The 23,081-nt window shown below is 68.8% G+C and carries 24 protein-coding genes; 15 read left to right on the plus strand and 9 right to left on the minus strand.

Annotated features, from left to right (window positions below; translation table 11 throughout):
- Nucleotides 1–302 (minus strand): aldehyde dehydrogenase family protein (locus tag ACPYN9_RS14280; RefSeq protein WP_424467211.1); only part of this gene is annotated, 302 nt, incomplete at its 3' end.
- A 193-nt stretch (nt 303–495) separates the two neighbouring features.
- Between ACPYN9_RS14280 and ACPYN9_RS14285 the strand changes: the two genes are divergently transcribed.
- Nucleotides 496–1,872 carry an NAD-dependent succinate-semialdehyde dehydrogenase gene (locus ACPYN9_RS14285; protein ID WP_424467212.1) on the plus strand — a complete coding sequence of 459 codons (1,377 nt, stop codon included), beginning with the start codon at nt 496–498 and terminating at the stop codon, nt 1,870–1,872.
- A 31-nt stretch (nt 1,873–1,903) separates the two neighbouring features.
- On the opposite strand, the gene ACPYN9_RS14290 is transcribed toward ACPYN9_RS14285, so the two are convergent.
- Nucleotides 1,904–2,161, minus strand: coding sequence for a DUF6458 family protein (locus ACPYN9_RS14290; protein ID WP_424467213.1), 258 nt, complete (start codon nt 2,159–2,161; stop codon nt 1,904–1,906).
- A 221-nt stretch (nt 2,162–2,382) separates the two neighbouring features.
- On the opposite strand from ACPYN9_RS14290, the gene ACPYN9_RS14295 reads away from it, so the two are divergent.
- From ACPYN9_RS14295 to ACPYN9_RS14320, 6 genes are all read left to right on the plus strand, one after another.
- Entirely contained in the window at nt 2,383–2,823 is a 441-nt protein-coding gene (locus tag ACPYN9_RS14295; RefSeq protein ID WP_424467214.1) for a pyridoxamine 5'-phosphate oxidase family protein, read from the plus strand.
- Nucleotides 2,824–2,855: 32 nt separating this feature from the next.
- Nucleotides 2,856–3,944 carry a class I SAM-dependent methyltransferase gene (locus tag ACPYN9_RS14300; RefSeq protein ID WP_424467274.1) on the plus strand — a complete coding sequence of 363 codons (1,089 nt, stop codon included), beginning with the start codon at nt 2,856–2,858 and terminating at the stop codon, nt 3,942–3,944.
- A gap of 103 nt (nt 3,945–4,047) precedes the next feature.
- Nucleotides 4,048–5,610, plus strand: coding sequence for a maltokinase N-terminal cap-like domain-containing protein (locus ACPYN9_RS14305; RefSeq protein WP_424467215.1), 1,563 nt, complete (start codon nt 4,048–4,050; stop codon nt 5,608–5,610).
- Between the two features lie 93 nt (nt 5,611–5,703).
- Entirely contained in the window at nt 5,704–6,150 is a 447-nt protein-coding gene (locus tag ACPYN9_RS14310) for a hypothetical protein (RefSeq protein ID WP_424467216.1), read from the plus strand.
- Nucleotides 6,147–6,413, plus strand: a complete 267-nt coding sequence (locus tag ACPYN9_RS14315) for a hypothetical protein (RefSeq protein ID WP_424467217.1) — start codon at nt 6,147–6,149, stop codon at nt 6,411–6,413. The genes ACPYN9_RS14310 and ACPYN9_RS14315 overlap by 4 nt, the downstream gene beginning before the upstream one ends.
- Nucleotides 6,414–6,439: 26 nt before the next feature.
- Entirely contained in the window at nt 6,440–7,657 is a 1,218-nt protein-coding gene (locus ACPYN9_RS14320; protein ID WP_424467218.1) for a zeta toxin family protein, read from the plus strand.
- 117 nt (nt 7,658–7,774) lie between these two features.
- On the opposite strand, the gene ACPYN9_RS14325 is transcribed toward ACPYN9_RS14320, so the two are convergent.
- Together ACPYN9_RS14325 and ACPYN9_RS14330 are read right to left on the minus strand one after the other, a co-directional pair.
- Entirely contained in the window at nt 7,775–9,112 is a 1,338-nt protein-coding gene (locus ACPYN9_RS14325) for an alpha/beta hydrolase (protein WP_424467219.1), read from the minus strand.
- Between the two features lie 87 nt (nt 9,113–9,199).
- On the minus strand, nt 9,200–9,979 hold the full coding sequence (locus ACPYN9_RS14330; protein WP_424467220.1) for an L-threonylcarbamoyladenylate synthase: 780 nt from the start codon (nt 9,977–9,979) through the stop codon (nt 9,200–9,202).
- Between the two features lie 145 nt (nt 9,980–10,124).
- Between ACPYN9_RS14330 and ACPYN9_RS14335 the strand changes: the two genes are divergently transcribed.
- Nucleotides 10,125–11,075, plus strand: a complete 951-nt coding sequence (locus tag ACPYN9_RS14335) for a hypothetical protein (RefSeq protein ID WP_424467221.1) — start codon at nt 10,125–10,127, stop codon at nt 11,073–11,075.
- A gap of 49 nt (nt 11,076–11,124) precedes the next feature.
- Here the strand turns inward: ACPYN9_RS14335 and ACPYN9_RS14340 are convergent, their stop codons facing one another.
- Both ACPYN9_RS14340 and ACPYN9_RS14345 read right to left on the minus strand, forming a co-directional pair.
- Complete coding sequence (locus ACPYN9_RS14340) at nt 11,125–11,982, minus strand: hypothetical protein (protein WP_424467222.1); 858 nt, start codon at nt 11,980–11,982, stop codon at nt 11,125–11,127.
- Between the two features lie 135 nt (nt 11,983–12,117).
- A complete protein-coding gene (locus tag ACPYN9_RS14345) occupies nt 12,118–12,687 on the minus strand; it encodes a methylated-DNA--[protein]-cysteine S-methyltransferase (RefSeq protein WP_424467223.1) in 570 nt (189 codons plus the stop codon).
- A 197-nt stretch (nt 12,688–12,884) separates the two neighbouring features.
- Between ACPYN9_RS14345 and ACPYN9_RS14350 the strand changes: the two genes are divergently transcribed.
- From ACPYN9_RS14350 to ACPYN9_RS14360, 3 genes are all read left to right on the plus strand, one after another.
- A complete protein-coding gene (locus tag ACPYN9_RS14350; RefSeq protein WP_424467224.1) occupies nt 12,885–15,056 on the plus strand; it encodes an ATP-dependent Clp protease ATP-binding subunit in 2,172 nt (723 codons plus the stop codon).
- 129 nt (nt 15,057–15,185) lie between these two features.
- Nucleotides 15,186–15,713, plus strand: a complete 528-nt coding sequence (locus tag ACPYN9_RS14355; protein WP_424467225.1) for a hypothetical protein — start codon at nt 15,186–15,188, stop codon at nt 15,711–15,713.
- Nucleotides 15,714–15,857: 144 nt separating this feature from the next.
- Entirely contained in the window at nt 15,858–17,057 is a 1,200-nt protein-coding gene (locus ACPYN9_RS14360) for a hypothetical protein (protein ID WP_424467226.1), read from the plus strand.
- Nucleotides 17,058–17,183: 126 nt separating this feature from the next.
- Here the strand turns inward: ACPYN9_RS14360 and ACPYN9_RS14365 are convergent, their stop codons facing one another.
- Both ACPYN9_RS14365 and ACPYN9_RS14370 read right to left on the minus strand, forming a co-directional pair.
- A complete protein-coding gene (locus ACPYN9_RS14365; RefSeq protein ID WP_424467227.1) occupies nt 17,184–17,963 on the minus strand; it encodes an isocitrate lyase/PEP mutase family protein in 780 nt (259 codons plus the stop codon).
- A 160-nt stretch (nt 17,964–18,123) separates the two neighbouring features.
- Nucleotides 18,124–18,705 (minus strand): nitroreductase family protein, encoded by a 582-nt coding sequence (locus ACPYN9_RS14370; RefSeq protein WP_424467228.1) that lies wholly within the window; start codon nt 18,703–18,705, stop codon nt 18,124–18,126.
- Between the two features lie 145 nt (nt 18,706–18,850).
- Between ACPYN9_RS14370 and ACPYN9_RS14375 the strand changes: the two genes are divergently transcribed.
- The 3 genes from ACPYN9_RS14375 to ACPYN9_RS14385 are packed head-to-tail and all read left to right on the plus strand — an operon-like array spanning nt 18,851 to nt 21,027.
- Nucleotides 18,851–19,546: an NUDIX domain-containing protein gene (locus ACPYN9_RS14375; protein WP_424467229.1), complete on the plus strand. Its 696-nt coding sequence runs from the start codon at nt 18,851–18,853 to the stop codon at nt 19,544–19,546.
- Nucleotides 19,539–20,438, plus strand: coding sequence for a dihydrodipicolinate synthase family protein (locus ACPYN9_RS14380; RefSeq protein WP_424467230.1), 900 nt, complete (start codon nt 19,539–19,541; stop codon nt 20,436–20,438). Before ACPYN9_RS14375 ends, ACPYN9_RS14380 begins: the two co-directional genes overlap by 8 nt.
- 25 nt (nt 20,439–20,463) lie before the next feature.
- A complete protein-coding gene (locus ACPYN9_RS14385; RefSeq protein ID WP_424467231.1) occupies nt 20,464–21,027 on the plus strand; it encodes a 2'-5' RNA ligase family protein in 564 nt (187 codons plus the stop codon).
- Between the two features lie 107 nt (nt 21,028–21,134).
- Here the strand turns inward: ACPYN9_RS14385 and ACPYN9_RS14390 are convergent, their stop codons facing one another.
- Nucleotides 21,135–22,175, minus strand: a complete 1,041-nt coding sequence (locus ACPYN9_RS14390; protein WP_424467232.1) for an EamA family transporter — start codon at nt 22,173–22,175, stop codon at nt 21,135–21,137.
- A 38-nt stretch (nt 22,176–22,213) separates the two neighbouring features.
- On the opposite strand from ACPYN9_RS14390, the gene ACPYN9_RS14395 reads away from it, so the two are divergent.
- Nucleotides 22,214–22,759 carry a CGNR zinc finger domain-containing protein gene (locus tag ACPYN9_RS14395; protein ID WP_424467233.1) on the plus strand — a complete coding sequence of 182 codons (546 nt, stop codon included), beginning with the start codon at nt 22,214–22,216 and terminating at the stop codon, nt 22,757–22,759.
- The last annotated feature ends 322 nt before the right edge of the window (nt 22,760–23,081 follow it).

Genomic DNA, 23,081 nt, shown 5'->3' on the forward strand with positions numbered 1-23,081 from the left:
TCAGACACGACCTTCCCGTGCTCGGACGTGATGATCTGCGCGAGCTCCAACTTCCGCTCGTTCAACAACTCACGGAATCGGAACAGCACGCTCTGCCGCTTGGCGACGGATGCGTTCGACCAGCCTGGAAACGCCGCTTTCGCAGCCGCGACGGCCGCATCGATCTCCGCCTGCTCGGCGAGTGCGACCCGCTTGGTAGCAACGCCGAGGGCCGGATTGAAGACGGGGGCCGTGCGCGCTGGCGTCTCGGCGGTGGGGGCGCCGTTGATCCAATGCTGGATCGTGGGAAGTGCAGAGTCCACGTGATACTCCTCGGGCTTGCTGAGCGGGCTGATGGGGCTGCCTGTGTCACTGGCACAGAAGCATGGTCAGACTACGGACGGCCACCGACGCTCGAGTGGCGACTTTGTAGATGGTGGGGGCCAGATTCAACCAAACTGGCAACGAGTTTTGGGCCAGACTGGGTGCGACGGAACGGCCGAGCCGAGGAGCGAAATGTCCAAGTACCGAGTCCAGAATCCTGCGACGGGCGAGATCATCGAGACCTTCGACGACGCGACGGATGCGCAGATCGAGCAGGCCGTCGCCGCCGCGGACTCGGTCTACCGCGAGTGGCGTGCGCGCAGCGTCCAGGACCGCGCGGCTGTCGTGCGGCGCGTCGCGGAGATCTTCCTTGAGCGCAAGGACGAGCTTGCGCGACTGATCTCGGTCGAGATGGGCAAGTCCATCCAGGAGTCGATCGACGAGGTCGAGTTCGCCGCGTCGATCATTGACTACTACGGCGTGCACGGCCCGAGCCTCATCACCGACTACGAGATCCCAAGCACGATCCCCGGGAAGGCACGCATCGAGCACCGGCCCGTCGGGGTGCTGCTCGGCGTGATGCCGTGGAACTTCCCCTACTACCAGGTCGCTCGATTCGCGGCCCCGAACCTTGTGCTCGGCAACACCATCCTGCTGAAGCACGCTGACATCTGCGCGCGGTCGGCCCTGACCATCCAGGAAATCATGGAGCAGGCGGGGGTGCCGGTTGGTGGCTACCAGAACGTCTTCGCCTCGCACGATCAGATCGCGACGCTCATCGCCGACGACCGAGTGCAGGGCATCTCGCTCACCGGGTCCGAGCGGGCGGGTGCCATCATCGGCGCCCAGGCGGGCAGCAACCTGAAGAAGTGCGTGCTGGAGCTCGGGGGCATCGACCCGATGGTGGTGCTCGATGCCGACGATGTGGCGGCGGTCGCGAGGCAGGCGTGGGAGTTCCGGGTCTACAACGTCGGCCAGGTCTGCAACTCCAACAAGCGCCTCATCGTGATGGACGACATCTACGACGAGTTCGTCGAGGAGCTGAAGAAGCTGGCGGCGGGCCTAACGCCGGGCGACCAGCTGAACCTCGAAGACGGAGCGTTCGCGCCGATGTCGAGCCGGTCGGCGGCCGAGACGGTGCACGCCCAGGTGCAGAAGGCGGTTGCCGAGGGCGCGACGCTCGAGGTCGGCGGTGTCCTTTCCGAGGGGCCTGGCGCGTTCTACTCGCCGGCGGTGTTGACGGGGGTTCCGCGCGATTCGGAGTCCTACGGCGTCGAGATGTTCGGCCCGGTGGCGACCGTCTACCGAGTCTCCAGCGACGAGGAGGCGCTCGAGCTCGCGAATGACTGCGCGCTCGGTCTCGGCGGGTCCGTCTTCTCGACGGACGAGGCCCGTGCGACACGGGTGGCGCAGCGCCTCGAGGTGGGGATGGCGCACGTCAACACGATCGCGGCCGAGGCTGCCGAGCTGCCTTTCGGTGGGGTCAAGAATTCCGGGTTCGGCCGCGAGATGGGGCCCATTGGCATTGGGGAGTTCGCCAACAAGCGGCTGTTCTTCGTCTCAGCCTGAGTCGCCGCGCGTTCGGAGGATGCGGGGTCCGTCAGACGGGTCCGTTGGTGCGGTTCGTGCGCTGCACGAACTCCTGGCCGGTGTTCGGGTCGATGGAGGTGCGCGTCGTCGAGGTCGTCTGGCGGCGGCGGAAGGACGTGATGATGGCGATGATGAAGACGACGGCACCGGCGGCCATCAGGATGTACCCGATGACGCTGAGGTCGACGAATCCATCGGTGTCGATGTTGATGGCGAACGCCAGAATGGCGCCGATAACGATGAGGGCGATGCCGCCTCCGTAGCCCATGAGTGTTCCTCCGGGTAGGGCCGAGCGCGGGTCGCTCGGCGGGGGATGAACCCAGTGTGGCACTGCGTGGGGCGCGGCGCCACGGATATCGGCAAGCGCGGTGCTCGGGGCGGTCCGTCCCTGCGCGGAAGCGGCCGCACAGCGTGCCCGCGTAAGACCGATTGCTTCGCGTGCTGGTGGAAAGGTGCGCGTGCTGCGCGTCGAGCGGTCATTATGGAGGCATGGAAGACGAGCACCTCATCACCGTCCTGACCGACGAGGAAAGCCGCGAGCTGCTGCGGGCGACGTCGTTCGGCCGTATCGCGTTCGCTGTGAACGGCCGCGTCGAGATCTACCCGCTCAATATCGTGTTCAGCGAGAGCGACGGCGAGATCGTCTTCAAGTCTGCGCCGGGCTTCAAGCTGGCTGGGGCGTCGATCGCCAAGGAGGTCGTGTTCCAGGCGGATGCGGTCGGCGATGGTTTCGCGACCAGTCTCGTGGCCAGGGGGCAGGCTCGGGTGCTGAGCACGGAGGCTGAGCTGGAGCGAGCGGATGAGCTCGACGTGCGCCCGCTCATCGCGACGCCAAAGAACGAGTACGTGGCGATTACGGTCGCCGAGGTCTCGGGCCGCCGCTACATCACGGGCGAGGAACCAGAGCCGCTCATCGACACCGTCGCCTAGTCGTGGGCGAGTCCTCGCCTGGTGCCGCGCCGATGGGTGCAGTGCCCGATCCCGTCGACCGGCTGATGCTCGACGAAGCGGCCGAGCTGGGTGGTGCGGATGCGCCGCTCGCGGTGGTCGGCGACGCGACGGGCGCGCTGGCGGTTGCGGCCGCGGAGCGCTTCGATCTGGACACCGTTCGCACGTTCCATGACGCGGTCACTGAGGAGCGCGCCAGTGATGCGGCGGTGCGCGCGAGCTTCCGTTCCCTCAAGGCGGTGCGCTTCGGGCTCGAGCCGGCGCTATTTGACGGGGTGCGCCTCGTGCTGCTGCGCCTCCCGAAGTCGTTGGCGGAGCTCGACGAGATCGTTCGCCTTGTCGCCGCCCACGCGCATCCGGACGTGCGCATCGTGGCCGGTGGACGCATCAAGCACATGAGCCGTGGCATGAACGAGACGCTGGAGCGCTCGTTTGACAGCGTCGCGGCGAGCTTGGGCAGGCAGAAGTCGAGGGTGCTGCACGCGAGCCTTCCGAAGGCTGAGCTGCGTGGCGCGGCCGCGGTGTATCCGATCGTGCAGAGCTCCGATGAGCTCGGGTTCGCGATCGCGAGCCACGGGGGAGCTTTCGCGGGTCCACGGCTTGATCTGGGCACGAGGGAGCTGCTCGCGGCGCTTCGAGATGTGCCCGTCGACGCGCTGCCGGAGACTGGAGTGGCGGTCGACCTCGGCTGCGGCACCGGCGTGCTCGCCGTCTCACTGGCTCGCCTCAGGCCGGGGCTCGAGGTCATTGCGAGCGACCGCTCCTGGGCCGCCGCTGCCTCAGCGCGCGAGACGGTTCGGCTTGCGGGCGTCGGGGATCGGGTTGAGGTGCGCCGTGAGGACGCCGGGTCGAGCATTGAAACCGATTCGGTCGACGTGGTGCTGCTCAACCCGCCGTTCCATGACCGCCACGAGGTGGTCGAGGACATGGCGCATCCGCTCTTCGAGCAGGCGGCTCGCATGCTGAAGCCGGGCGCGAGCATGGTGACGGTGTTCAATTCTGGCCTCGCCCACAGGGCGGCGCTCGAGCGGATCGTCGGGCCGAGCAGGCAGCTCGCGCGGGGCGCGAAGTTCACGGTCGTGCTCAGCCGACGACGCGAGTGACGCTCGCTGCGACGCGCGTGGTGGGTCCGGTTGGAGTCGGTCCAAATTCACGCCGTTCGCTGGGCCTCCGGTCGGTAGGCTGGTGCTCTGACCCGGAGGCGCAATGACCGATCTCATCCACATGCTTCGCGAATGGATGCCGAAGCAGCGCTGGTACTCGGGCGGGGAGGGGCGCACGCCGCAGCTCACCCACCTCGGCAGTTACGTGCTGGCCAACCCGAACGGTGAGGCCGGCGTGCACCTGGTGACGGTGCCGTGCATTCTCGACACTTCCGGCGATCAGCCCGTCGTCTATCAGGTTCCCATCGTGCTGCGCGAGGTGGATGCGCGGGTGCCGGCTCTCGGCTACATCGGGTCGATCAGCAACGCTGCGGGGCGGGTGAGCGCCGTCGTGGACGGCCCGCACGACATCGCCTTCGCGAAGGCGCTGCTCTCGATACTCGAGCGGGAGGGGCACGCGGTCGGGGCTGGGGGGCGCTCCGATATCGCCGCCTACGGCTTGCCGATGCCCGGGGCGGTGCTGGGCACGTTCGTGACGAGCCGCGTGCTTTCGGGGGAGCAGTCGAACACGTCGATCATCTGCGAGATGCGCCTGCCTGATGGTGTGGCGGCGCCTCCGTTGATCCTCAAGGTCTTCCGCATGTTGCACGACGGTGAGAATCCCGAGGTGACGCTGCAGTCGGCGCTCACCGCGGCAGGTTCCGTGCGTGTGCCGCCCGCGGTCGGCCACCTGTCCGGGTTCTGGCCGGACCCGCGCGCCGAGAGTGGCCGCGCATCCGGCAACTTCGTGTTCGCGCAGGAGTTCCTGCCCGGGGTCGAGGATGCGTGGCGGGTTGCGCTGAGGGCCGCCGAGACCGGCGATGATTTCGGCGATGCCGCCTACACGTTGGGCGAAGCGACCGCCGAGGTGCACCGAACGTTGCGCGAGGTGCTGCCGAGCGCCGAGTCGACGCAGCTGAAGGTGCAGGCCGAGGTCGCGGCGATGCGGCAGCGGTTGGATGCAGCGATCGCGGTTGCGCCGTCGCTCGAGAGTCTGCGTGCAGCTGCCGAGGAAGTGTACGAGCGGGCGGCGGGGATGCACTGGCCGCGGTTGCAGCGTGTGCACGGCGACCTGCACCTGGGGCAGGTGCTGGCGGTCGAGGGCCGCGGTTGGGTTTTCCTCGACTTCGAAGGTGAGCCGCTGCGCAGCATCGAGCAGCGCAACACCGCGGATGCGCCGCAGCGAGACATCGCGGGCATCTTGCGGTCGTTCGACTACGTGGCGGGGTCGCTCGAGATGACGAGCGGGCGCAACATCGCCGGCGACTGGGCTGCGCGCGCGCGTCAGTCGTTCCTGAACGGCTATGCCGCCGCCGTGAGCGGGGAGTCGCACGTCGGGCGGCACACGGGCGCGATCACCCTCGACGGCCGGGCGGCTCGACGACAGGCACAGGATGCTCGGGACGCCAGGGGCGACGCGGCTCGCGGGGACGACGCGGGAGACCCTGACGGTTCGGTGTCGAGCAGGGGCGATTCGGGGAACGAGCCGCTGAGTGCCGCGGAGGCGGCTGCGTTGATCAGGGTGTTCGAGCTCGACAAGGCCCTGTACGAGGTGATCTACGAGGCGTCGCAGAGGCCCGCGTGGCTGCGAATCCCGGTGCGGGCCGTGCAGCGGATTCTGGCGTAAACGGCCGGCGAGGTTATCCACAGATTTCTCAGGACACCGTTCCGGTGGCTGCCGCGCGACTACCTTCGCGAGTACCCAATCGGAAGGACGCCCGTGCCGAGCAACGACTCTTTCAACCGTTCCCCAGCAGATCCCGGAGGGGTGCCGGCCTCCGGCGGTTATTCGCCGGAGGTCTACGACCTGCTGCTCGACGCTGGCGGTCGCCTTGCCGCTTTCTACGCGGCGAGTGCGTCGAGAGCTCGCAGCACCCCTGAGCAGAACCGGTGGCTCAACAAGCTCGCCGCTCTCCGCGAGGAAATCGCCGAGGTCGACGCGGAGTCGAACGTGAGTGTCGTCGGGAAACGCAATGAGCTCATCGACCGCTACCACGCGGAGGTGCGCGGCAGCGAGGGGCCCGGATCGGCAGGCGGACCCGGAAGGCGCCAAGGCCCCGGCCGCGGTCTGGGGTCCGAGCCTGGCTCTGCGCGCGGCCTGCACTCCGGCTTCGCCTCCGCAGCCGATCGAGCAGGGAAGACACAGATCACGAGAGGACGACCATGAACGACGCGCCCGCGAACCAGCCCGCCGACGACTACGACCCGATGATCTACGACGCCATGCGCGAGGCGGCGAACCGGCTCGGCGGCCTCTACATGGAGCGCTGGCACCTGGCGAAGACATCCGAAGAACGCGACTTATGGCTCCAGAAGAACATCGCGGTGAGCATCGAAGCGGATGCAGTCGACAGCTACTCGCTGGACGAGGTGCAGGCGAAGCGGGCCGAGTTCGTTCGGAGGTTCCGCGCTGAGGATGGTGTCGCGTGACCGGCGGCCGGTCCTTGGATCCGGCCGTGGTTTCCCGGATCTTCAATGACGCGATCCGGCCCTGGGTCGATGCTCGACTCTCTCGAGCTACCCCGGGACTACCAACGCTCGTTCTCGTCGGGGCCCAGCCTGGTGCGGGGAAGACACGGGCGGTTTCGAGGGCCAGTCAGGAGACTGGCGCCGCCGTGACCGTCGTGGGCGATGACCTCCGGCGGTTCCATCCCGACTACGGCCAGGTCATGCGCGAGGATCCGCTCCGCATGCCCGAGGTGACCGCCCAGGCCGCTGGTGCGTGGGCGCGCATGTCAAGCGACTACTTGCGTGAGCGAGGCGCGTCGGTGGTGTTCGAGACCACGTTCCGGCAACCTGATGCGGTGGTGGCGACTGCGAAGGAGTTCCGGGACGCGGGCTACCGTGTCGAGGTGCGGGCGCTCGCCGTGCCTGAAGCGGTGTCGCGGCTCGGGGTCTTGTCTCGCTACGCCGAGCAGGTGCGGGACCAGGGCGCCGGGCGTTGGACGCCGCAATCGTTCCACGACGTTGCCGCGGAGCAGATGCCGAAGTCGCTGGAACGGGTGATCGCCGAAGGGCACGTCGACCGGGTGCTGGTCGTCGACCGCCCGGGTCGCACGCTCTACACGGCCGACATCGACACCGCCGCGGCGAGCGCGCCCGGTGCCCGCGACGGGGCCGACGCCCGAGCCGCCGTCAAAGCCGGCAGGCGCCTCGAACGCCTCGACGAGACGACAGCGAGGTCCTGGGTCGGCACGCTCGACCGAGACGCGAACTTCGTCCTCGACCGCGCCGACATCGGCAGCGACGTGCTCGCCACCATCGACGACCTCCGCCGCGACGCCGGCCAGGTCGCAGCCATCGCCTACGCGCGCGACAGCCCGAGCCTGGCCAGAGCAGAAGCAGACCTTGCGGTCCTCGGAGTCCGAACCTCGGCCGCGCGCGACCACCTGCAACATCAGGCGCAGCAAGTGCAAACGCAAGCCCTCGGCCCTCAGGCTCAGGGACGGGGCACCGAAGCGCAACGCCCGGTCCTCGACGCCGCGCAAGACCGCGCAGGCAGTCCGCCGTTCCCCTCCCGAGGTCCAATCGAAAATGCCGGGCGCACCTTGGACCCAGGAGTCGCATCCCGACTGGGCTCCCGCCTCAACACCAGCCTTGAGAGTCGCCCACCGCAACGCGGCCCGGCGTCGAGCGCGCGCGGCGCTCGCGAAACAGACTCCCTCGACCGCTGACCATAGCGCGTCGACCCCGCCGCGACGCCGCATCGGCACAAGCGAACGTGACAGTGCAGCATCACCGCAGCGCCAGACGCGGTCGACGTCAACCGGAACTGCACCTGCGCGGCAGCATCACCCGACGCGCTGCAGTTCCCGGTGCTTCACCTTGAGGAACGGCGCGTAGGGCAGGACGAAGCGCTGAGCGAGCCTGGCCAGAGCGCCGGTCGGGGGCGCGAGCTCCACTTCCGCCCCGTCGCCGACGAGGACGGCCGCCATGTTCTGCTTGGCCGTCGTTCCCCACTGCTCGAGGATCGTCGTGTGCCCCGTCAGCAGGTCGCCGAGCGAGAGCGTTGTGTCCGCCGCGCGCTTGGCCTGCGCGGAGCCGAGCACTCCGGTCTCCAACCTCACCACACCGGGCGTGTGCGCTGGGTCGGCGCCGTGGCCGAAGTGGCCAGCCCGGCCCAGGAAGGGGAGATGGACGTTGATGCCGAGGATCGGGCCAACCGAAGGATCGATCGGGGCGAGCAGCGAGTAGTGCGGCACTCTCGCCGACGGTGGCAGGTCATCCAGCGACGAAACCCCGTGCCCGAGCCCCGCGCTCGACACGTGCACGACGCGGTCGACGCGCATCCCGAGCGACATGGCGCGCCCCGTCACCCCGCCGCCGAAGCTGAAGCCGAACGCGGTCAGCGTCACTGCGCCGTCTCGGGGGATCGAGTTCACGAATGCACCCAGCTTGCGGGCCAGTCCGTCGGCCATCGCCGCAGAGAGCGCCAGCGGGCCTCGAGGGAACCAGCCGCCCTGCCACACGACAAGCCCAGCCTTGCCTGCCGGCGCGAGCTTCAGCAGCTCCGACATGGTGTGGGCCTTGCCTTCGAAGTCGAGCAGTCTGGCTTCGTTGCCGGGCACGAAGACGCCGACCACGGCGACCCCGTCGGCAAACGGCGAGGCCAGCGGGTCCTCCGTTTCAGAGATCGCAGCGCCCACGTACTCGACAATCGAGTCGCGTTCGGGGTCGAACGCCAGCACGAAGCGAGGCCTGCCACCGCGATCGACGAAGCCGCGACCGCTGTGCAGCTCCTTGAGCTGATGCACCAGGCGCTCGCGGTCGCGCAGCTCGCCGCGGCTCGCATCCGCCAAGATGCTCTTGACCTCGCCGCCCGCGAACGCGCTCGCGCTGCCCAGTGCGCGTCCTATGGATGCTCCCGACTCGAGTGCGTTGATCGCGCGCCCCAGCGATTCGTGGTTCGCACGCACGCGCACGGCCCAGGGGATGCCGTCGAGGTTGCCGACGAGCAGCGGAACCTGCCGCAGGAGCCGCTCGCGCTCGGCGGCAGGCAGCGAACCCCACCATTCCCGAGTCGTGGCGGCGGATGGGGGTGCGTTCAGGACCCGCCGGAGTCGCCCGCGCGAGATGGGTCGCGACTCGATGAGGCGGGTGAGGTCGGCAGATGAAGAACGGGCTCGCACGCGCACAGCGTAGCGAGCCCGTCCGACAATGCGCGGCTCAGCTGGCCGTGCTTGCCTGCGCGGGTCGGGGCCCGCGCCCGGTGTGAATCAGTAGTACTCGCCCTGGCGGAAGTCCCAGCTGTTGAACGACTCGGCGAGGATCGCCATGATGCGGTTGATGTCGAGGCCCTTGCGGATCACGACGGGCGCCGGCGAGATGGAGCGCTGGCCGCCCTGCTCGGGGATGAGTGTGCCGTCGGCGTCGACCATCGAGATCATGACGCCCTGCTCGTGGCGCGTCTCGGTCGTCGCGTCGGGCTGGATCGATGCGACGTAGTCGTTCGCCTCGATGATGAGGTCGGCGCGGTCGTGGATGCGCTCGCCGATGCCCTCGACGAGGCCACGGTTGCCCTTGCCCGACGGGTTCGCGGAGCTCGCGAACGCGAAACGGCCGTGGTTCTCGTAGAGCTCCTTCGCAAGCTTCTCGCCGGGCACACCGAACTTGATGACGAAGCAGCTCGTGCCGCGTCCGTCCATCATCAGCTCCTTGGTGCCGTCGTCCGGAAGTGCCGCGATGGCCTCTTCCTTCCAGGGGAGGATGCAGCCGAGGAGGATGTCGTCGTTCCAGTGGCGCTCGTAGAACGCGTCGATCTCCGGGTTGAGCTGCGCGAGCTCGCGCAGCTGCTCGAGCGAGCCGCAGAGCACGACGCCCGGCTTGTTCCGGTTGCGTTCCTTCGCCTCGAACTTGCGCTCGAGTCCCTCCTTGTCGGATGTCATGATGATGTAGCCGACCTTCGTCGGGACGACGACGAGTCCGCCGTCTCCGGTGAGGATGTCGACGGCTTCTGGCTGCACGTCGCCGTTCCACGCGATCAATTTGCTGTCCATAGCTGCGTTTCTCTCGAGAATGGTGCTCGGGCTCGTCGAGCCGGAGTGAACTGTCGCGTCCGCTGGGGTCGCGTCGAGCATCGATCCTACTTGGTGTTGGCAGGCGGCCAGGGTCGGGAGGGGCCGCGCCCGTAGGGTTGTCGGCATGGAGACTCCCCAGCAGGCCCCAGACAGCGGTTCGTCTTCGGAGGATGCGCCCGAGGCGCTGGTCGTCGCGTCCGGTCCCCGTCCGACCACCCCCGATGCGGTTGCGGGTGTGCTGGAGCGCTTTGTCCGCGAGGTGCCGCCGCCGATCTTCGACGCCGACAACACCATGGAGGTGCGCGGCCTCGACCGCGCACGCGTCACCGCGCATCCGCTGGCTGGCGAGCTCCTCGGGCTCGACATCGACCTGACGGGCCTCGACGTGACCTTCGACGCCACGGTCGAAGAGGTGCCGCCGCCCCCGGAGTTCCCCGAGTTTGGCACCGAGGTGTCTCGGGCGGATGCGCAGCTCGCGGAAGTGCGGGTGCGTGCCGTTCCGGCGCGCATCCAGGGCGCAGACGTCGAGGCGAGCCTCACGGCGCGGGGTGTGCACGTCGACTGGGCGGAAGACGATCTCGGTCAGCTGGCTCTCGCGCTCCGGAAGGGCACGTCCGGCGGCGAGGACGTAACGATCTTTCCCGTCGACACCCTGCTCGTGGAGGTCGCCGCGCAGCAGCGGGAGGTGGCGGATGCGCTGATCGCGATGGCGACGGACGCGGGCGCGGCCCAGGGCATCCACCTCTCGAACGTCGATCTCACGCTCACCCAGGCGGGGCAGCGCGGCGCCCACCTGCGCGCGGCGGCCAAGGTCAGGCGAGGGTTCTTGCGCGCGAGCTTGCTCTTCAGAGTGGAGGCGCAGCTCGGCGACGACCTGAAGCTGCAGCTCATCAAGCCGCGCCTCACGAGCCGGAATCCGCTCATTGGCCTGCTGCTGCTCGCTGTCCGCGGCCAGATCCGTGACGAGCTGAAGGACCCGATCGACCTCCGCGACCTGCAGCTCGATCCGCTGAAGCTCGTCGACGCGCAGTTCGAGGTCGGCGAGCGCCTGCGGCTGCAGCTCGAATACCGGTAGCCCGGTTCCGCCTGCTCGATCGCTGCAGCTCGTGGACTCCTGCCGTAGCTCAACCCTCCTCGGCTGAGGACTGCACCTCGCGCAGCGCGATCGCGATCTGCTCGACCCTCCCAAGCGTCGTGTGTCCCATCCAGAGCATGATCGCCATCGACGCGAAGGACGCGAGACGCGGAAAATCTCCGCCGGAGAGCACCAGCTCGGCAGTCATCGCCGTGAGCAGAGCGATGGTTGCGCTCCCCGCGACGGGGAGAAAGAGGGGGTAGACGGCACGCCGCTGCTCGATAGCCTCCTGCAGCTCGTGGACTCTGGCTAGGTTGATGCGGATGCGATCGTTCGCGGGGTTGATCGACTGCTCGAGCAGCCGGCGCGTGTTGCGTTCCAGCGGTGAGTCTCGGTGGGCGATCGCCAGCCAGGCGAGGCAGAGCACGAGCGACGAAATCGCAGCGCCACATACGCCGAAGAGGCCGGCGCCGAGCCACGTCTGCCATGGCTCCGAGGCCTCCGCAAACTTCACCGACAACCATGCTCCCGCAATGGCGCCCATGGCCCCCGCAATTGTGAGGGTGCGGATGCGTGCGGGAGGAAACAGGGGCGGAAGGTGCTCCAGACTTGCCCGCCAGCCGAGGGTCGCGATGGGCGTGGTGCTCGCAGCCACCTCTCGGATCTCGCCCGGCCCGAGGGCGGTCAGGACGCCCGGACCTGCCTTCGCCATCCTGGCGTCGCCCCAGCGGAGCCCGAGGAGGGCGGCCGGTGCCAGCACGAGCGGGGTGCCGACGAGTGCGATGAAGATGACCCATCCCGTCGGAACTCCAAGGAGCGCCGCCGCGGCCACGATGGCGATGAGGAGCACGAGGCTTGCGATGACGGCGATCGTGCCCATGCGGTTGCGGTCGCGCTGCTTCGGCATGGGCCCCCTCGTCGGTCGCAGTGCGGCCGGCCGCGCAGATCTTCCGGCCGACCGGGCTGCTCAGTCGCTAGGTCACAGCCCAACGTAGTGGTCGCACCCACACACATCCTGAGGTCTGCGTGCGCACACGTCGACTCAGCCGCCGGCCCCGCGCATCCCCATCGCTCGCTCGTGGTCGACGAGCGCCTGGCGCACGGCCACGTCGTCAGCGTGACCGGCGAGTTTCCCGTTCGAGCGGACGATGCGGTGCACGGGCACGAAGAGGCTCACGAGGCACGCTCCGCAGGCGCTCGCGGCCGCACGGGCGGCCCGTGGATGCCCGGCGATCGCCGCGACGTCGCCGTAGCTCGCGAGCGTTCCGGGCTCGACGAGCCTCGCCGCGCGCCACATGGCTCGGCGCAGCTCGGTGCCGTCCTGGTGCACCTCGACGGCGTCGAGTGGCGCGGGATCGCCGTCGTCGTAGGCGCGGACGGCGACCAGAGCGGCGTCGTCGCCGCTGAGGGGATGCACGTCGATCAGCTCCGACTGGCGGCCGAAGACTGCGTACGCCAGTGACCGGGGGCTGCCGAAGCCCGCAGCGCGGACGACGTCCGAGTCGCCAGCCTTCACGATCGAGAATCGCTCGCCGAGCAGCTCGACGCTGCCCGCCCTGATGGCGTGCGGGGCTCCGGCTGCGGGGCTGCGGTCGTCGAGAACATCGGGCACAGGAGCACTCTGCCACGCGCATCCGCCATCGTCCGAATCTGCGGCCGACCGGGGCATTCTGCGAATACACGAAACGCTGAGAATCTGCCGAAGTGTGGGGAGAACGGTAGCGGCCGCGGCCTGTCCGACCTAAACTTGAGCCATATCGACTCAACTTTAGGTTCTTGTGGGTCGAACGACACTTATAAAGGAGCCCCATGGCAAACATGCAAGGCGCTCAGGCACCAGACGAAGAGGCCAAGAGCGCACTCGAACAGTACGGAATCAACCTCACCGACATCGCCCGCTCGGGCAAGCTCGACCCCGTTATCGGTCGTGACTCCGAGATCCGCCGCGTCAGCCAGGTACTGACCCGCCGGACCAAGAACAACCCAGTGCTCATCGGCGAGCCCGGCGTCGGCAAGACCTCGGTCGTCGAAGGGCTTGCTCAGCGCATCGTCGCCGGCGACGTCGCCGAGTCGCTGAAAGACAAGGAACTCGTGAGCCTCGACATGTCGGCGCTCATCGCCGGCGCCAAGTACCGAGGCGACTTCGAAGAGCGCCTCAAGGCCGTGCTCAAGGAGATCACCGAATCCGACGGCCGCATCATCACGTTCATCGACGAGCTGCACACGCTCATGGGCGCCGGTGGTGGCGAGTCGAGCGTCTCCGCCGCGAACATGCTCAAGCCGATGCTCGCCCGCGGCGAGCTGCGCCTCATCGGCGCGACGACCCTCGACGAGTACCGGCAGTTCATCGAGTCGGACGCCGCACTGGAGCGTCGCTTCCAGCAGGTGTTCGTCGGCGAACCGAGTGTCGAGGACTCGATCGCGATCCTCCGCGGCCTCAAGGAACGGTACGAGGCGCACCACAAGGTGTCGATCGCAGACCAGGCGCTCGTCGCGGCGGCAGCACTCTCCAACCGCTACATCACGGGCCGCAAGCTGCCAGACAAGGCGATCGACCTCATCGACGAAGCCGCCTCGAGGCTTCGCATGGAGATCGACTCCTCACCCGTCGAGGTCGACACGCTGCAGCGGCAGGTCGACCGGCTTCGGCTCGAGGAACTCGCGCTCAAGAAAGAGCACGACGACGCATCCAGGCAGCGACTGGCTGCCCTCCGCGCCGACCTCGATGCGAAAAACGCTCGCCTCGGTGAGCTGAAGGAGCGTTGGAACGTCGAACGCGCATCCCTCAACCGCATCGGCGAGCTGCGCGAGCAGCTCGACAACATCCGCATGCGCGCCGACCGTGCGCAGCGCGAAGGCAACCTCGAGCTCGCGTCGCGCCTCCTCTATGGCGAGCTCCCCGGCATTCAGAAGCAGCTGCACGAAGCCGAGGCAACGGAAGACGGCGGGCCGAAGCTCGTCAACGACCACGTCACGGCGGAGGACATCGCTGGCGTCGTGGCCGCCTGGACGGGCATTCCTGTCGGCAGACTGTTGCAAGGCGAGATGGAGAAACTCCTCCACCTCGAATCGGAGCTCGGCAAGCGTCTCGTGGGCCAGGAGAAGGCGGCGGCGACGGTGGCCGATGCGATCCGTCGCACCCGAGCAGGCATCGCCGACCCAGACCGGCCCACCGGCTCGTTCCTCTTCCTCGGCCCGACGGGCGTCGGCAAGACCGAGCTCGCGCGTGCCCTCGCCGAGCTGCTCTTCGACGACGAGAAGGCGATGATCCGCATCGACATGTCCGAGTACGGGGAGAAGCACTCCGTCGCCCGGCTCGTCGGCGCCCCTCCCGGTTACGTCGGCTACGAACAGGGCGGGCAGCTCACCGAAGCCGTGCGGCGCAGGCCGTACTCGGTGGTGCTGTTCGACGAGGTCGAGAAGGCGCATCCGGAGGTCTTCGACATCCTGTTGCAGGTGCTCGACGACGGGCGACTCACCGACGGTCAGGGCCGCACGGTCGACTTCCGCAACGTCATCCTCATCCTCACCTCGAACCTGGGCTCGCAGTTCCTCATCGACCCGCTCCTCACTCCAGAGGACCGCGAGGATCGCGTCATGGCCGCCGTCCGGAAGTCGTTCAAGCCCGAGTTCGTGAACCGCCTCGACGACATCGTCGTGTTCAGCGCGCTCTCGCAGGACGAGCTCGCGCAGATCGTCGCGCTCTACATCGACCGCTTGCAGCGCAGGCTCGGCGAGCGACGCCTCACGATCAAGGTCGACGACGACGCCCGCGCCTGGCTCGCCGAGCGCGGATACGACCCCATCTACGGGGCCAGGCCGTTGCGGCGCCTCATGCAGCGCGAGATCGATGACCGCCTCGCGCGGGCACTGCTCGCGGGCACGATCCGCGACGGCGACACCGTCTCGGTGGTCGTGGCCAGCGATGGCGACTCGCTGACCGTCCAGTCGACGACGCCGCACAGCCCGGCCGTGGAGTAGGTAGGAGAGGGCAGAGGTGTCTGCGGAGGCGCCAAGAGAGGCGCCTCCGCAGTGGCCGAACATCTCTGATGCGTAACTCGGGCGCGTCGCGCGCCCCGTGCATCCCGAGCCGCGCTTATCTTGAGCGGCATGGAGCACCTGCGCTGGATACTGCCTCTCTTTGCCGCACCCGTCGTGGCCGTGCTGGGCATCGTCGGCGTCATCACCCTGTCGCTGCGCAGGCTGACGTCCGCACCCGTCGCGAGTGACGACGTGATGGTGCTGTTCGGCCGCGACGCCTACCAGTTCTTCCTCGGCACGCTGGTGCCCCTCGTGCTGCTCCTCCTGATCGTCGGCCTCATCGCCTACGCGGTGTACGCCGTCGGCACGACATTCGGGTGGATCCAGCTGCGCGAGGCCCCCCTGTTCAAGACCTGGACGCTGCCGCTGCTCTTCTCGCCCGCCATCGCGGTCGTCGTGTTCTTCCTCGTCGCGTTCATGCCCTTCGTTGCCGGCCCGAGCGAGGCGCTGGTCCCCGTCGTGAGCGCCCTCGGTGCGTTCATCGTCTGCCTCGCGGTCTCGGGTGCGCTGTGGTTCCGCGCGACGCTCGGCACGCGCGCCAGCAAGCGGGCCGTGGATGCGGCGCCGAAGACGGGCGAGGTGGGCGTCGCCGCGTGATTGGGAGCGGCCGCCGACGAAGGCGGCGTGTTCAGTCGGCGGATGCGGGGTGAAAGCCGCAGAGGCTCGGGCTGCTGAGGCTTCTCGGAACGGTGGGGAGAACTGACCTGGCCGAGTGTCGGTGGTCAGCTCTAGCTTCGTGGGATGACGTCTCCACGAAGCTCACAGATCGGCCGCTTCATCTGGCTTGTGCTGCTCATCGCGCTGGTGGTCTTCCTCCTCGTCGCAGCCCCCGGGCTGCTCGAAGAGCTGGGAGCGAGGCCGGAGGGTGGCGAGGCCGCAGCGAGCCACGCAACGCTCGGCGCCTGCCTGATCCTCCTCGCCTCGCTGCTCGCCACCGCCATCCTCGGGAGCTACGTGGTGCGAGTCGATCTGCTGCGCGCCGTCGAAACGAGGTGGGCTTCGATGGCGAGGGCGCGAGGCGACGGCGAGGAACGGCTGCGCGGGCGCGGGCGCTGGCTGCTCCCGCTGCTGCTTGCCGCGGCGGCGATTGCCGCCATCATCATCGCCCTCTGCATGAGGGGCTCCGAGAGCCAGCAGGGCGACGGCGCGATCGCCGGGCCGTTCAGAGGGCTCGGGCTCTCATCACTGCTCTGGGCGAGCATCCTCACCTGCGTGATCCTCACGATCGCACTCGGCCGTGCGGCCCTCCGCGGCGTAGCGCAGAATCGACGCGAGAGTAGGCACCGTCGGGGCAAATTCACGCGTAAGGAGCGTGCGCAGATCGAGGTGCAGCGTTCCTCGCAGGAGCGCCTCGCGGTGGCGCTGCGATTCCGCGATGAGCTGCTGTCGAAGCGTTTGCCGCAGACCATCGATGTCTGGGACTTCCGGGCTGCCGACGGTGAAGTTTTCTTCCAAGACGCCCCGGCCACCTATGGCAGGTACTACGGGCGCGACGTCTCCTACTCGACAACGTCCGGCTTCTTCTTCGGCAACCCTGCCTTCGTCGTCGCAGGCCTCGCGGTCACCGCCATGGGCAACGCCTCCGCGAAGTCGCGGGCCGAGCGCGAGGCCGCCGAGCAGTGGCGCGAGTGGCAGACGGCTCGTGTGCTGGTCTCGAACCAGCGGCTCGTCTGCTTCGCCGGCGGGCGGTGGCTCTCGTTCTGGTATTCGGGCGTCGTCGTGAGCTACCCCTCGATGCGCGATCGCTCGCTGACGCTGCAGTTCGGCGACGCGGAGCCGCTCATGCTCATCGGCGAGCACGTGCCGCTCGCCATCGTCATGGCGACCTACTCGATGCACGGGGAGCGGGGACTGGCGGGCCACCCCGACCTGGTGGCGGCCGCGGCAGCAGTCGATGCCCCTCCGCCGGTCGTTCCGGGTGTGGTCGTGCCGGGGACGTAGCGAGCCAGCCTCCCCGCCGTGCGGCGGCTCGTCGAGGAGACCACGAGCGGCCTCGCGGTGTCGAACCTGGGTTCGACGTCCGCGAGGCCGCTCGTGGTCTCCTCAGGGGAGGGTGGAGGCATGCGCTCAGTTGAGGGCGGGTGTGTCCTCCGGCACCACTCCGTTGCCGTAGAGGTTGGTGGCGAGGTCGCGAAGCGCGCGGAGTGCGACGCGCTGCGTGAGCGGGCCGTAGGAGACGCGGGCGACCCCGAGGTCCTGGAACTCGGCTGCGGTGAGCGCGCCCGGGAGGCCGATGACGGACAGCTTCCCGGCTCCGAGGCCCTCGACGAGCGGCTCGACGGTCTCGCGGTTGATGGCGCCGGGCACGAAGACGAGGGATGCGCCAGCGTCGAGGAACGCGCGGCCGCGGGCGATCGCGTCGTCGATGCTCTCGGTGATGGGTCGCTCGCCGCCGCGCGCGATCGCGTCGGTGCGGGCGTTCAGCTGGAAGTTGACGCCCTCTGCCTGCGCGGCGGCGACGATGGCCGCGACGCGGGCGACCGACTCGTCGAAGGGACGCAGGCGGTCCTCGACGTTCGCGCCGACGATGCCGAGCCCGATTGCGCGGCGGATGGTCTCGGCCGGGTCGTCGTAGCCGTCGTCGAGGTCGGCGGTGACCGGCAGGTTGACCGCATCCACGATCACCTTCGCGCCAGCCAGGGCCACGTCGAGCGGCATGCCCCCGTCGGCGTAGCCGTAGGAGGCCGCGATCGAGTGTCCGGCCGTCGCGATTGCCTTCGTTTCGGGGAGGTTCGCGACGGTCTGGGCGCTGATCGCATCCCACACGTTCACGACTCGGAGAATCTCGGGGGCCTGGTGGAGCTCTGCCAGGCGGTTGGCGCGGTCTGCTGTGTTGACGTCTGTCATCGTGCTGTCCTCTGCTTCTGTTGTCGTGAGCTGGAGTGGCGCCCGCGTGCGTGCGTTCTGTATGCCGCGGGTTCAGTGCCGGCCTGCGGCAGTGCGGCCGCCGTCACCGTGTATACGCCACCGGGCTGAGGTCTTGCGGGGTCGCGCCCGGCCGTGGGGGTTAGCGCTCGATGGTGACGAAGTCGCTGAGCTCGCGGCGCGTGCGCGGCGACGTGTCGCGGGCGCGGATCTTCTCGCTCACCGCGTCGGAATCGTCGTACTGACCCACGGCGATGACCGTGATGGGTGTGCGCCCCGCCGGCAGCTCGAGCGCCTCGGCGAGCGCATCCACGTGGATACCACCCATCTGGTGCGTGTGCAGGCCGCGCGACTGGCCCTCGATGGTGAGGTGCGCGGCGACCTGGCCGGCGTCGTACTCGGCCCAGCGGAGCGGCTTGCCATCGCGTTCGTGCTCGACGGTGACGGCGATGAGGAGCGAGGCGCGGTCAGCCCACGCGAGGTTGAAGTCCATCAGCGTGCCGTAGATCTTGTCGAACGTCGCCGTGCCGCGAACGCCCGCGACGAGCGTCGTGGGCTGCGTGTTGCTCGCGGAAGGAGCCCAACGGCCGGCTTCGAAGAGTGCCGTGAGGTCTTCCTCGGAGATCGCGTGGTCAGCGTCGAAGCCCCGGGGGCTCCAGCGGTCGGAGAGCGCGTCGAGGATGGGGACGGATGTCTCGTTGCGGACAGTCAGCTGCTCGGTCATGGGGCTCCGTTCAAAGCGTGGTGCGTGTGGTCTGCGGGGAACAACCACTTGTAGGTGCAAGCTATTCCGGTCGGCTGATCGTGGTGTCCAGGATTACGGCGTATTTCCGGATGCGCCTCCCGGTGGCCGTGCGTATCTTGGGGGCATGTCGCATCCACACACCCACGGCCACCTCGGCGTCGACGTGCCCGACAGCCGCGGGCGCACGGGGCTCGACCAGGCCGGGCGTGACCTGACCCGCAACCCGAACGTCGAGGTCGAGAACGTCGAGGTCACCTCCGACGGCTGGCACGTGCTGCGTCGCACCACCTTCCGGTACCGGGGGCGCGACGGAGAGTGGGCGACGCAGCAGCGCGAGACCTACGACCGCGGCAACGGCGCCACGATCCTGCTCTACGACCTCGACAGTCGGCAGGTGCTGCTCGGGCGGCAGTTCCGCTACCCCGTCTACGTCAACGGACACGACGACGGCATGCTCCTCGAAACCGCAGCCGGCCTGCTCGACGGTGACTCGCCGGAAGACGCGATTCGGCGCGAGGCCGAGGAAGAGCTCGGCGTCGTCGTGGGCGAGGTGACCCCAGTCTTCGAGCTCTACATGAGCCCCGGGTCGGTGACCGAGAGCATCCACTTCTTCGCGGCCCCCTGGTCGGCGGCAGACGCCATCTCCGGCGGGGGCGGCGTCGAGGAGGAAGGCGAGGAGATCGAGTCGGTCGCGCTCGACTTCGACGAGGCGCTTCGTATGATCGCGAGCGGAGAGATTCAGGACGCGAAGACCGTGCTGCTTCTGCAATGGGCGGCTCTCAACCTGCCGTGGCGCACCCGGGGAGCCTCCGATGCCTGAGCCGCTCTTCGAGGGCGTCAGTGCCTTCCCGCTCACCCCCATCACATCGACGGGCATCGATGCAGGAAGCTACGCCGGTCTGGTCGAACGGCTGCAGGCCGCCGGTGTCGACTCGATCAGCGCCCTCGGCTCAACCGGCAGCTACGCCTACCTCGACCCCGCCGAACGCGCATCCGTCGCCAAGCTCACCGTGCGCCACGCCGGCCCGGTGCCCGTCATCATCGGCATCGGAGCGCTGCGCACACGCGATGTGCTCGAGAACCTCCGAGCCGCCGAGGACGCCGGAGCCTCGGCCGTGCTGCTCGCGCCGGTGTCATACCAGCCGCTCACGGAGGACGAGGTCTACGGCCTCTACGAGGATGTTGCCGCGACCACGAGCCTCCCGATCATCGTGTATGACAACCCCACCACGACCGGCATCGTCGTGAGCGATGCCCTCCACGCCCGCATCGCCGGGCTCGACCTCGTCAGATCGATCAAAATCCCGCCCGCGTCGCTCGATGTCGCCCAAGTCAGTGAGCGCGTCACCGCCCTGCGCGACGAGGTCGGCACCCCCATCTCCGTCGGCATCAGCGGCGACCCGTACGCAGCTGCCGGGCTGCTCGGCGGCTGCGACGTCTGGTACTCCGTGCTCGCCGGAGTGCTGCCCGAGGAATGCCTCGCGATCACGCGGGCGGCGCTCGCGGGCGAGGCCCAGCTCGCGCTGCGCCTATCCGCGCGGCTCGACCCGCTCTGGGAGCTGTTCCGCGCCCACGGCAGCTACCGCGTCGCATCCGCCATCGCCGCACAGCTCGGACTCGTGCCGACCGTCAACCTTCCGAGGCCCGTCCACGAACTGGATGCGGCAGGCCAGCGCGCGGTCGCGGCCGCCCTCCGTGCGATCTCGCGGTGAGGGCCATCGTGACGCGGCGCGACCCGTGAGCGACATCGTCAGCCTCGAGCTCCTCTTCGACGACGCCACCGAGGCGCGCATTCGCGGTGAGTGGGCGACACTGCAGGCGCTCGGGGTCTCGAGCATGGGCGCGCACACGTCGAACAGCAACCGCCCCCACCTGTCGCTGCTCGTGCGCTCGTCGTTGTCGCACTCGTCGTCGTCCGAGGCCGAGCCGTCACTCCTCGACCTCGACGCCGTTCGGGATGCGGCGGGCAGGTTGCCGATGCCCCTCACCCTCGGCGGTCCGCAACTGTTCAGGCACGGCGACCGCACCGTTCTAGCGCGGAGCGTCGTGCCGTCGGTCAGCCTCCTCGAGTTCCACACAGAACTGCACCGGCTGGCCGGCAGCGAGGAAGTTGCAGTCGACCTGCCGCACACGACGCCTGGCAGCTGGACGCCGCACGTCACACTGGCCAGGCGCCTCAAACTCGCCGACCTGGAGCGGGCGATCGCCGCGCTCGACGTCGAACCGCTGCACGCGCTCGCCACCGAGCTGCGACTCTGGGACGCGCGGACCGCAACGGTCGAACGACTCCGCCAAGGCTGACCAGTAACAGTGCAGATCTGCGGCGGCGGAGTCGTTTTCCGCGATTTTGGCCCGGAATTGCACTGTGATTGGTCGGGTCGGGTCGAGTCGGGCCCGGTCGGGCCCGGTCAGGCCTGGAGCTGTCGCGAGATGCGCGCCTCACCGAGCCGCACGACAACCACACCAATAAGGATGAGTGCGCCGCCCACAAGCTGCACCGGGTTGGGCAGCTCCCCGAGCAACAGCCACGCGAAGAGCACTGCGCCGATGACTTCGGAGAGCCCGACAAACGACGTCAGCCGAGGTCCGAGGCGACGCGCGGCGGCGATCCCCGTGACGTAGGCACCCGCAGCGGTGACAAGTCCCAGGACCAGCACCGCCACCCACCACGGCATGGACGCCCCGCCCAACTCGACGGGCGCATCCGTGAACCTCATCGGCAACACGCCAACGAGCCCCGCGAGGCTGAGCACCACGGCGCCCACGAGCAGCCCTCCGCCGGCGAGCACGGTCGCAGGGAGCTCAGTCTCGGTGTCGGCTGACATGACGAAGTAGAAGGCGACGCCGAGCATCGCGCCCAGCGCCCACAGCACGCCGCCGACGTCGAGCTGCACGCCGCCGAAGATCTGCAGCACCAGCAGGAGCCCGCCTGCCGCGATGGCCGCGCCGACAAGCGTGAGCGCGTGCGGGCGCTGGCGGTGACGCATCCACATCCACAGCACGACGATGGCCGGGGCCGTGTATTCGATGAGCAGCGCGACACCCACCTGCAGCGTCGCGACGGCCGTGAAGTAGGCGAGCTGTGTGCCGGCGACGGCGATCGCGCCGTAGACGGCGAGCCGCACGAGGTTGCCGCGGTTGGCGAGCAGCCGCCAACGGCCCCGCAGTGCCAGGAGCGCGACGGGTGCGAGAGCTAGTGCAGCGAGCGAGACCCGGGCTGTGACTGCGGCGCCGGGCGTCCACCCAGCTTCGAGCAGGCCGCGTGCGAACGGTCCCGACAGGGCGAAAGCCGCCGCCGAGAGGAGGGCGAAGGCGAGGCCGGATGCGAGACGCGGCGTGGCAGCGGATGCGGGCGTCGCGAGCGTGGCCGCGTGCGGCAGGGGTGTGTGCGGCAGGGGTGCGCTCGCGGTGGCTCCGGCGAGTCCGATGTCATTGGCGTTAGCCTTCATAGAACATGACACTAGCTCGACTTTGGTAATCTGCAAAGGTGCTTTTCACCAATGACACCGAGGAGGCGCTCGTCGCGGCTGCGGCGCTCGTGAACAGCAACGTCGAGCCACCCACGCTGCGCACTCGCGCCGAGCTCGCCGAGTTCTTCCGCGACCACAGCTACACGGGACGCTTCGACGGCGACCAGGCAGAGTTCGAGCGGGTCCGCGCGATCCGGCCACGGCTCCGCGAACTCCTCACTGCCGACCGGGATTCGGCCGCCAAACTCGTCAACGACGCACTCGCCGAGCACAACGCCACCCCGCAACTCGTGCGCCACGACAGCCACGACTGGCACCTCCACGCGGTCGACGCCGACCGGCCCCTCGACGAACGCATCACCGTCGAGACAGCGCTCGCGGTCATCGACCTCATCCGCGCTGACGAGATGTCACGGCTCGGCACCTGCGACGCCGACGGCTGCGACGGAATCGTCATCGACCTGACCCGCAACCGCACCAAACGCTTCTGCTCCACCCGATGCGCGAACCGCTCCGCAGTCGCGGCCTACCGCGCTCGCCGCCGCGAGCATCCGCCCGCCTGAGCTCAGAGCATCCACGGACCGCCGCCGCGAGCTTCCGCACGTCTGAGCCCGGAGCATCCGCGCCGCGAGCATCCGCACGTCTGAGGCCGGAGTATCCGCGCCGTTAGCAGCACGGCTGATCCCAGAGCACCCGCACGCCTGCGCCGCGCACATCCGCGAGGACTCCACAGCGTTCCAGGGTGGTTCCCCGCGAGTTCGTCGCTCGCTGTCGTCCGCGAGATTCCCCAAAAGGTCGTTCTGAGCGCGGGGGAGCGACCTTTTGGGGCAGGTCGCGGCGCGGGCGCAGTTTCCGCTCCGCTCAGCTCCGCTTCGCACCGCTCGA

The sequence above is a fragment of the Pseudoclavibacter helvolus genome, from assembly GCF_049707175.1.
In the GTDB taxonomy this organism is placed as follows: domain Bacteria; phylum Actinomycetota; class Actinomycetes; order Actinomycetales; family Microbacteriaceae; genus Pseudoclavibacter; species Pseudoclavibacter helvolus_A.

Coding starts and splice junctions, on each gene's coding strand:
- ACPYN9_RS14285 (WP_424467212.1), top strand. CDS start 496: ATGTCCAAGTACCGAGTCCAGAATCCTGCGACGGGCGAGATCATCGAG.
- ACPYN9_RS14290 (WP_424467213.1), bottom strand. CDS start 2,161: ATGGGCTACGGAGGCGGCATCGCCCTCATCGTTATCGGCGCCATTCTG.
- ACPYN9_RS14295 (WP_424467214.1), top strand. CDS start 2,383: ATGGAAGACGAGCACCTCATCACCGTCCTGACCGACGAGGAAAGCCGC.
- ACPYN9_RS14300 (WP_424467274.1), top strand. CDS start 2,856: ATGGGTGCAGTGCCCGATCCCGTCGACCGGCTGATGCTCGACGAAGCG.
- ACPYN9_RS14305 (WP_424467215.1), top strand. CDS start 4,048: ATGACCGATCTCATCCACATGCTTCGCGAATGGATGCCGAAGCAGCGC.
- ACPYN9_RS14315 (WP_424467217.1), top strand. CDS start 6,147: ATGAACGACGCGCCCGCGAACCAGCCCGCCGACGACTACGACCCGATG.
- ACPYN9_RS14330 (WP_424467220.1), bottom strand. CDS start 9,979: ATGGACAGCAAATTGATCGCGTGGAACGGCGACGTGCAGCCAGAAGCC.
- ACPYN9_RS14335 (WP_424467221.1), top strand. CDS start 10,125: ATGGAGACTCCCCAGCAGGCCCCAGACAGCGGTTCGTCTTCGGAGGAT.
- ACPYN9_RS14340 (WP_424467222.1), bottom strand. CDS start 11,982: ATGCCGAAGCAGCGCGACCGCAACCGCATGGGCACGATCGCCGTCATC.
- ACPYN9_RS14350 (WP_424467224.1), top strand. CDS start 12,885: ATGGCAAACATGCAAGGCGCTCAGGCACCAGACGAAGAGGCCAAGAGC.
- ACPYN9_RS14355 (WP_424467225.1), top strand. CDS start 15,186: ATGGAGCACCTGCGCTGGATACTGCCTCTCTTTGCCGCACCCGTCGTG.
- ACPYN9_RS14360 (WP_424467226.1), top strand. CDS start 15,858: ATGACGTCTCCACGAAGCTCACAGATCGGCCGCTTCATCTGGCTTGTG.
- ACPYN9_RS14365 (WP_424467227.1), bottom strand. CDS start 17,963: ATGACAGACGTCAACACAGCAGACCGCGCCAACCGCCTGGCAGAGCTC.
- ACPYN9_RS14370 (WP_424467228.1), bottom strand. CDS start 18,705: ATGACCGAGCAGCTGACTGTCCGCAACGAGACATCCGTCCCCATCCTC.
- ACPYN9_RS14375 (WP_424467229.1), top strand. CDS start 18,851: ATGTCGCATCCACACACCCACGGCCACCTCGGCGTCGACGTGCCCGAC.
- ACPYN9_RS14380 (WP_424467230.1), top strand. CDS start 19,539: ATGCCTGAGCCGCTCTTCGAGGGCGTCAGTGCCTTCCCGCTCACCCCC.
- ACPYN9_RS14390 (WP_424467232.1), bottom strand. CDS start 22,175: ATGAAGGCTAACGCCAATGACATCGGACTCGCCGGAGCCACCGCGAGC.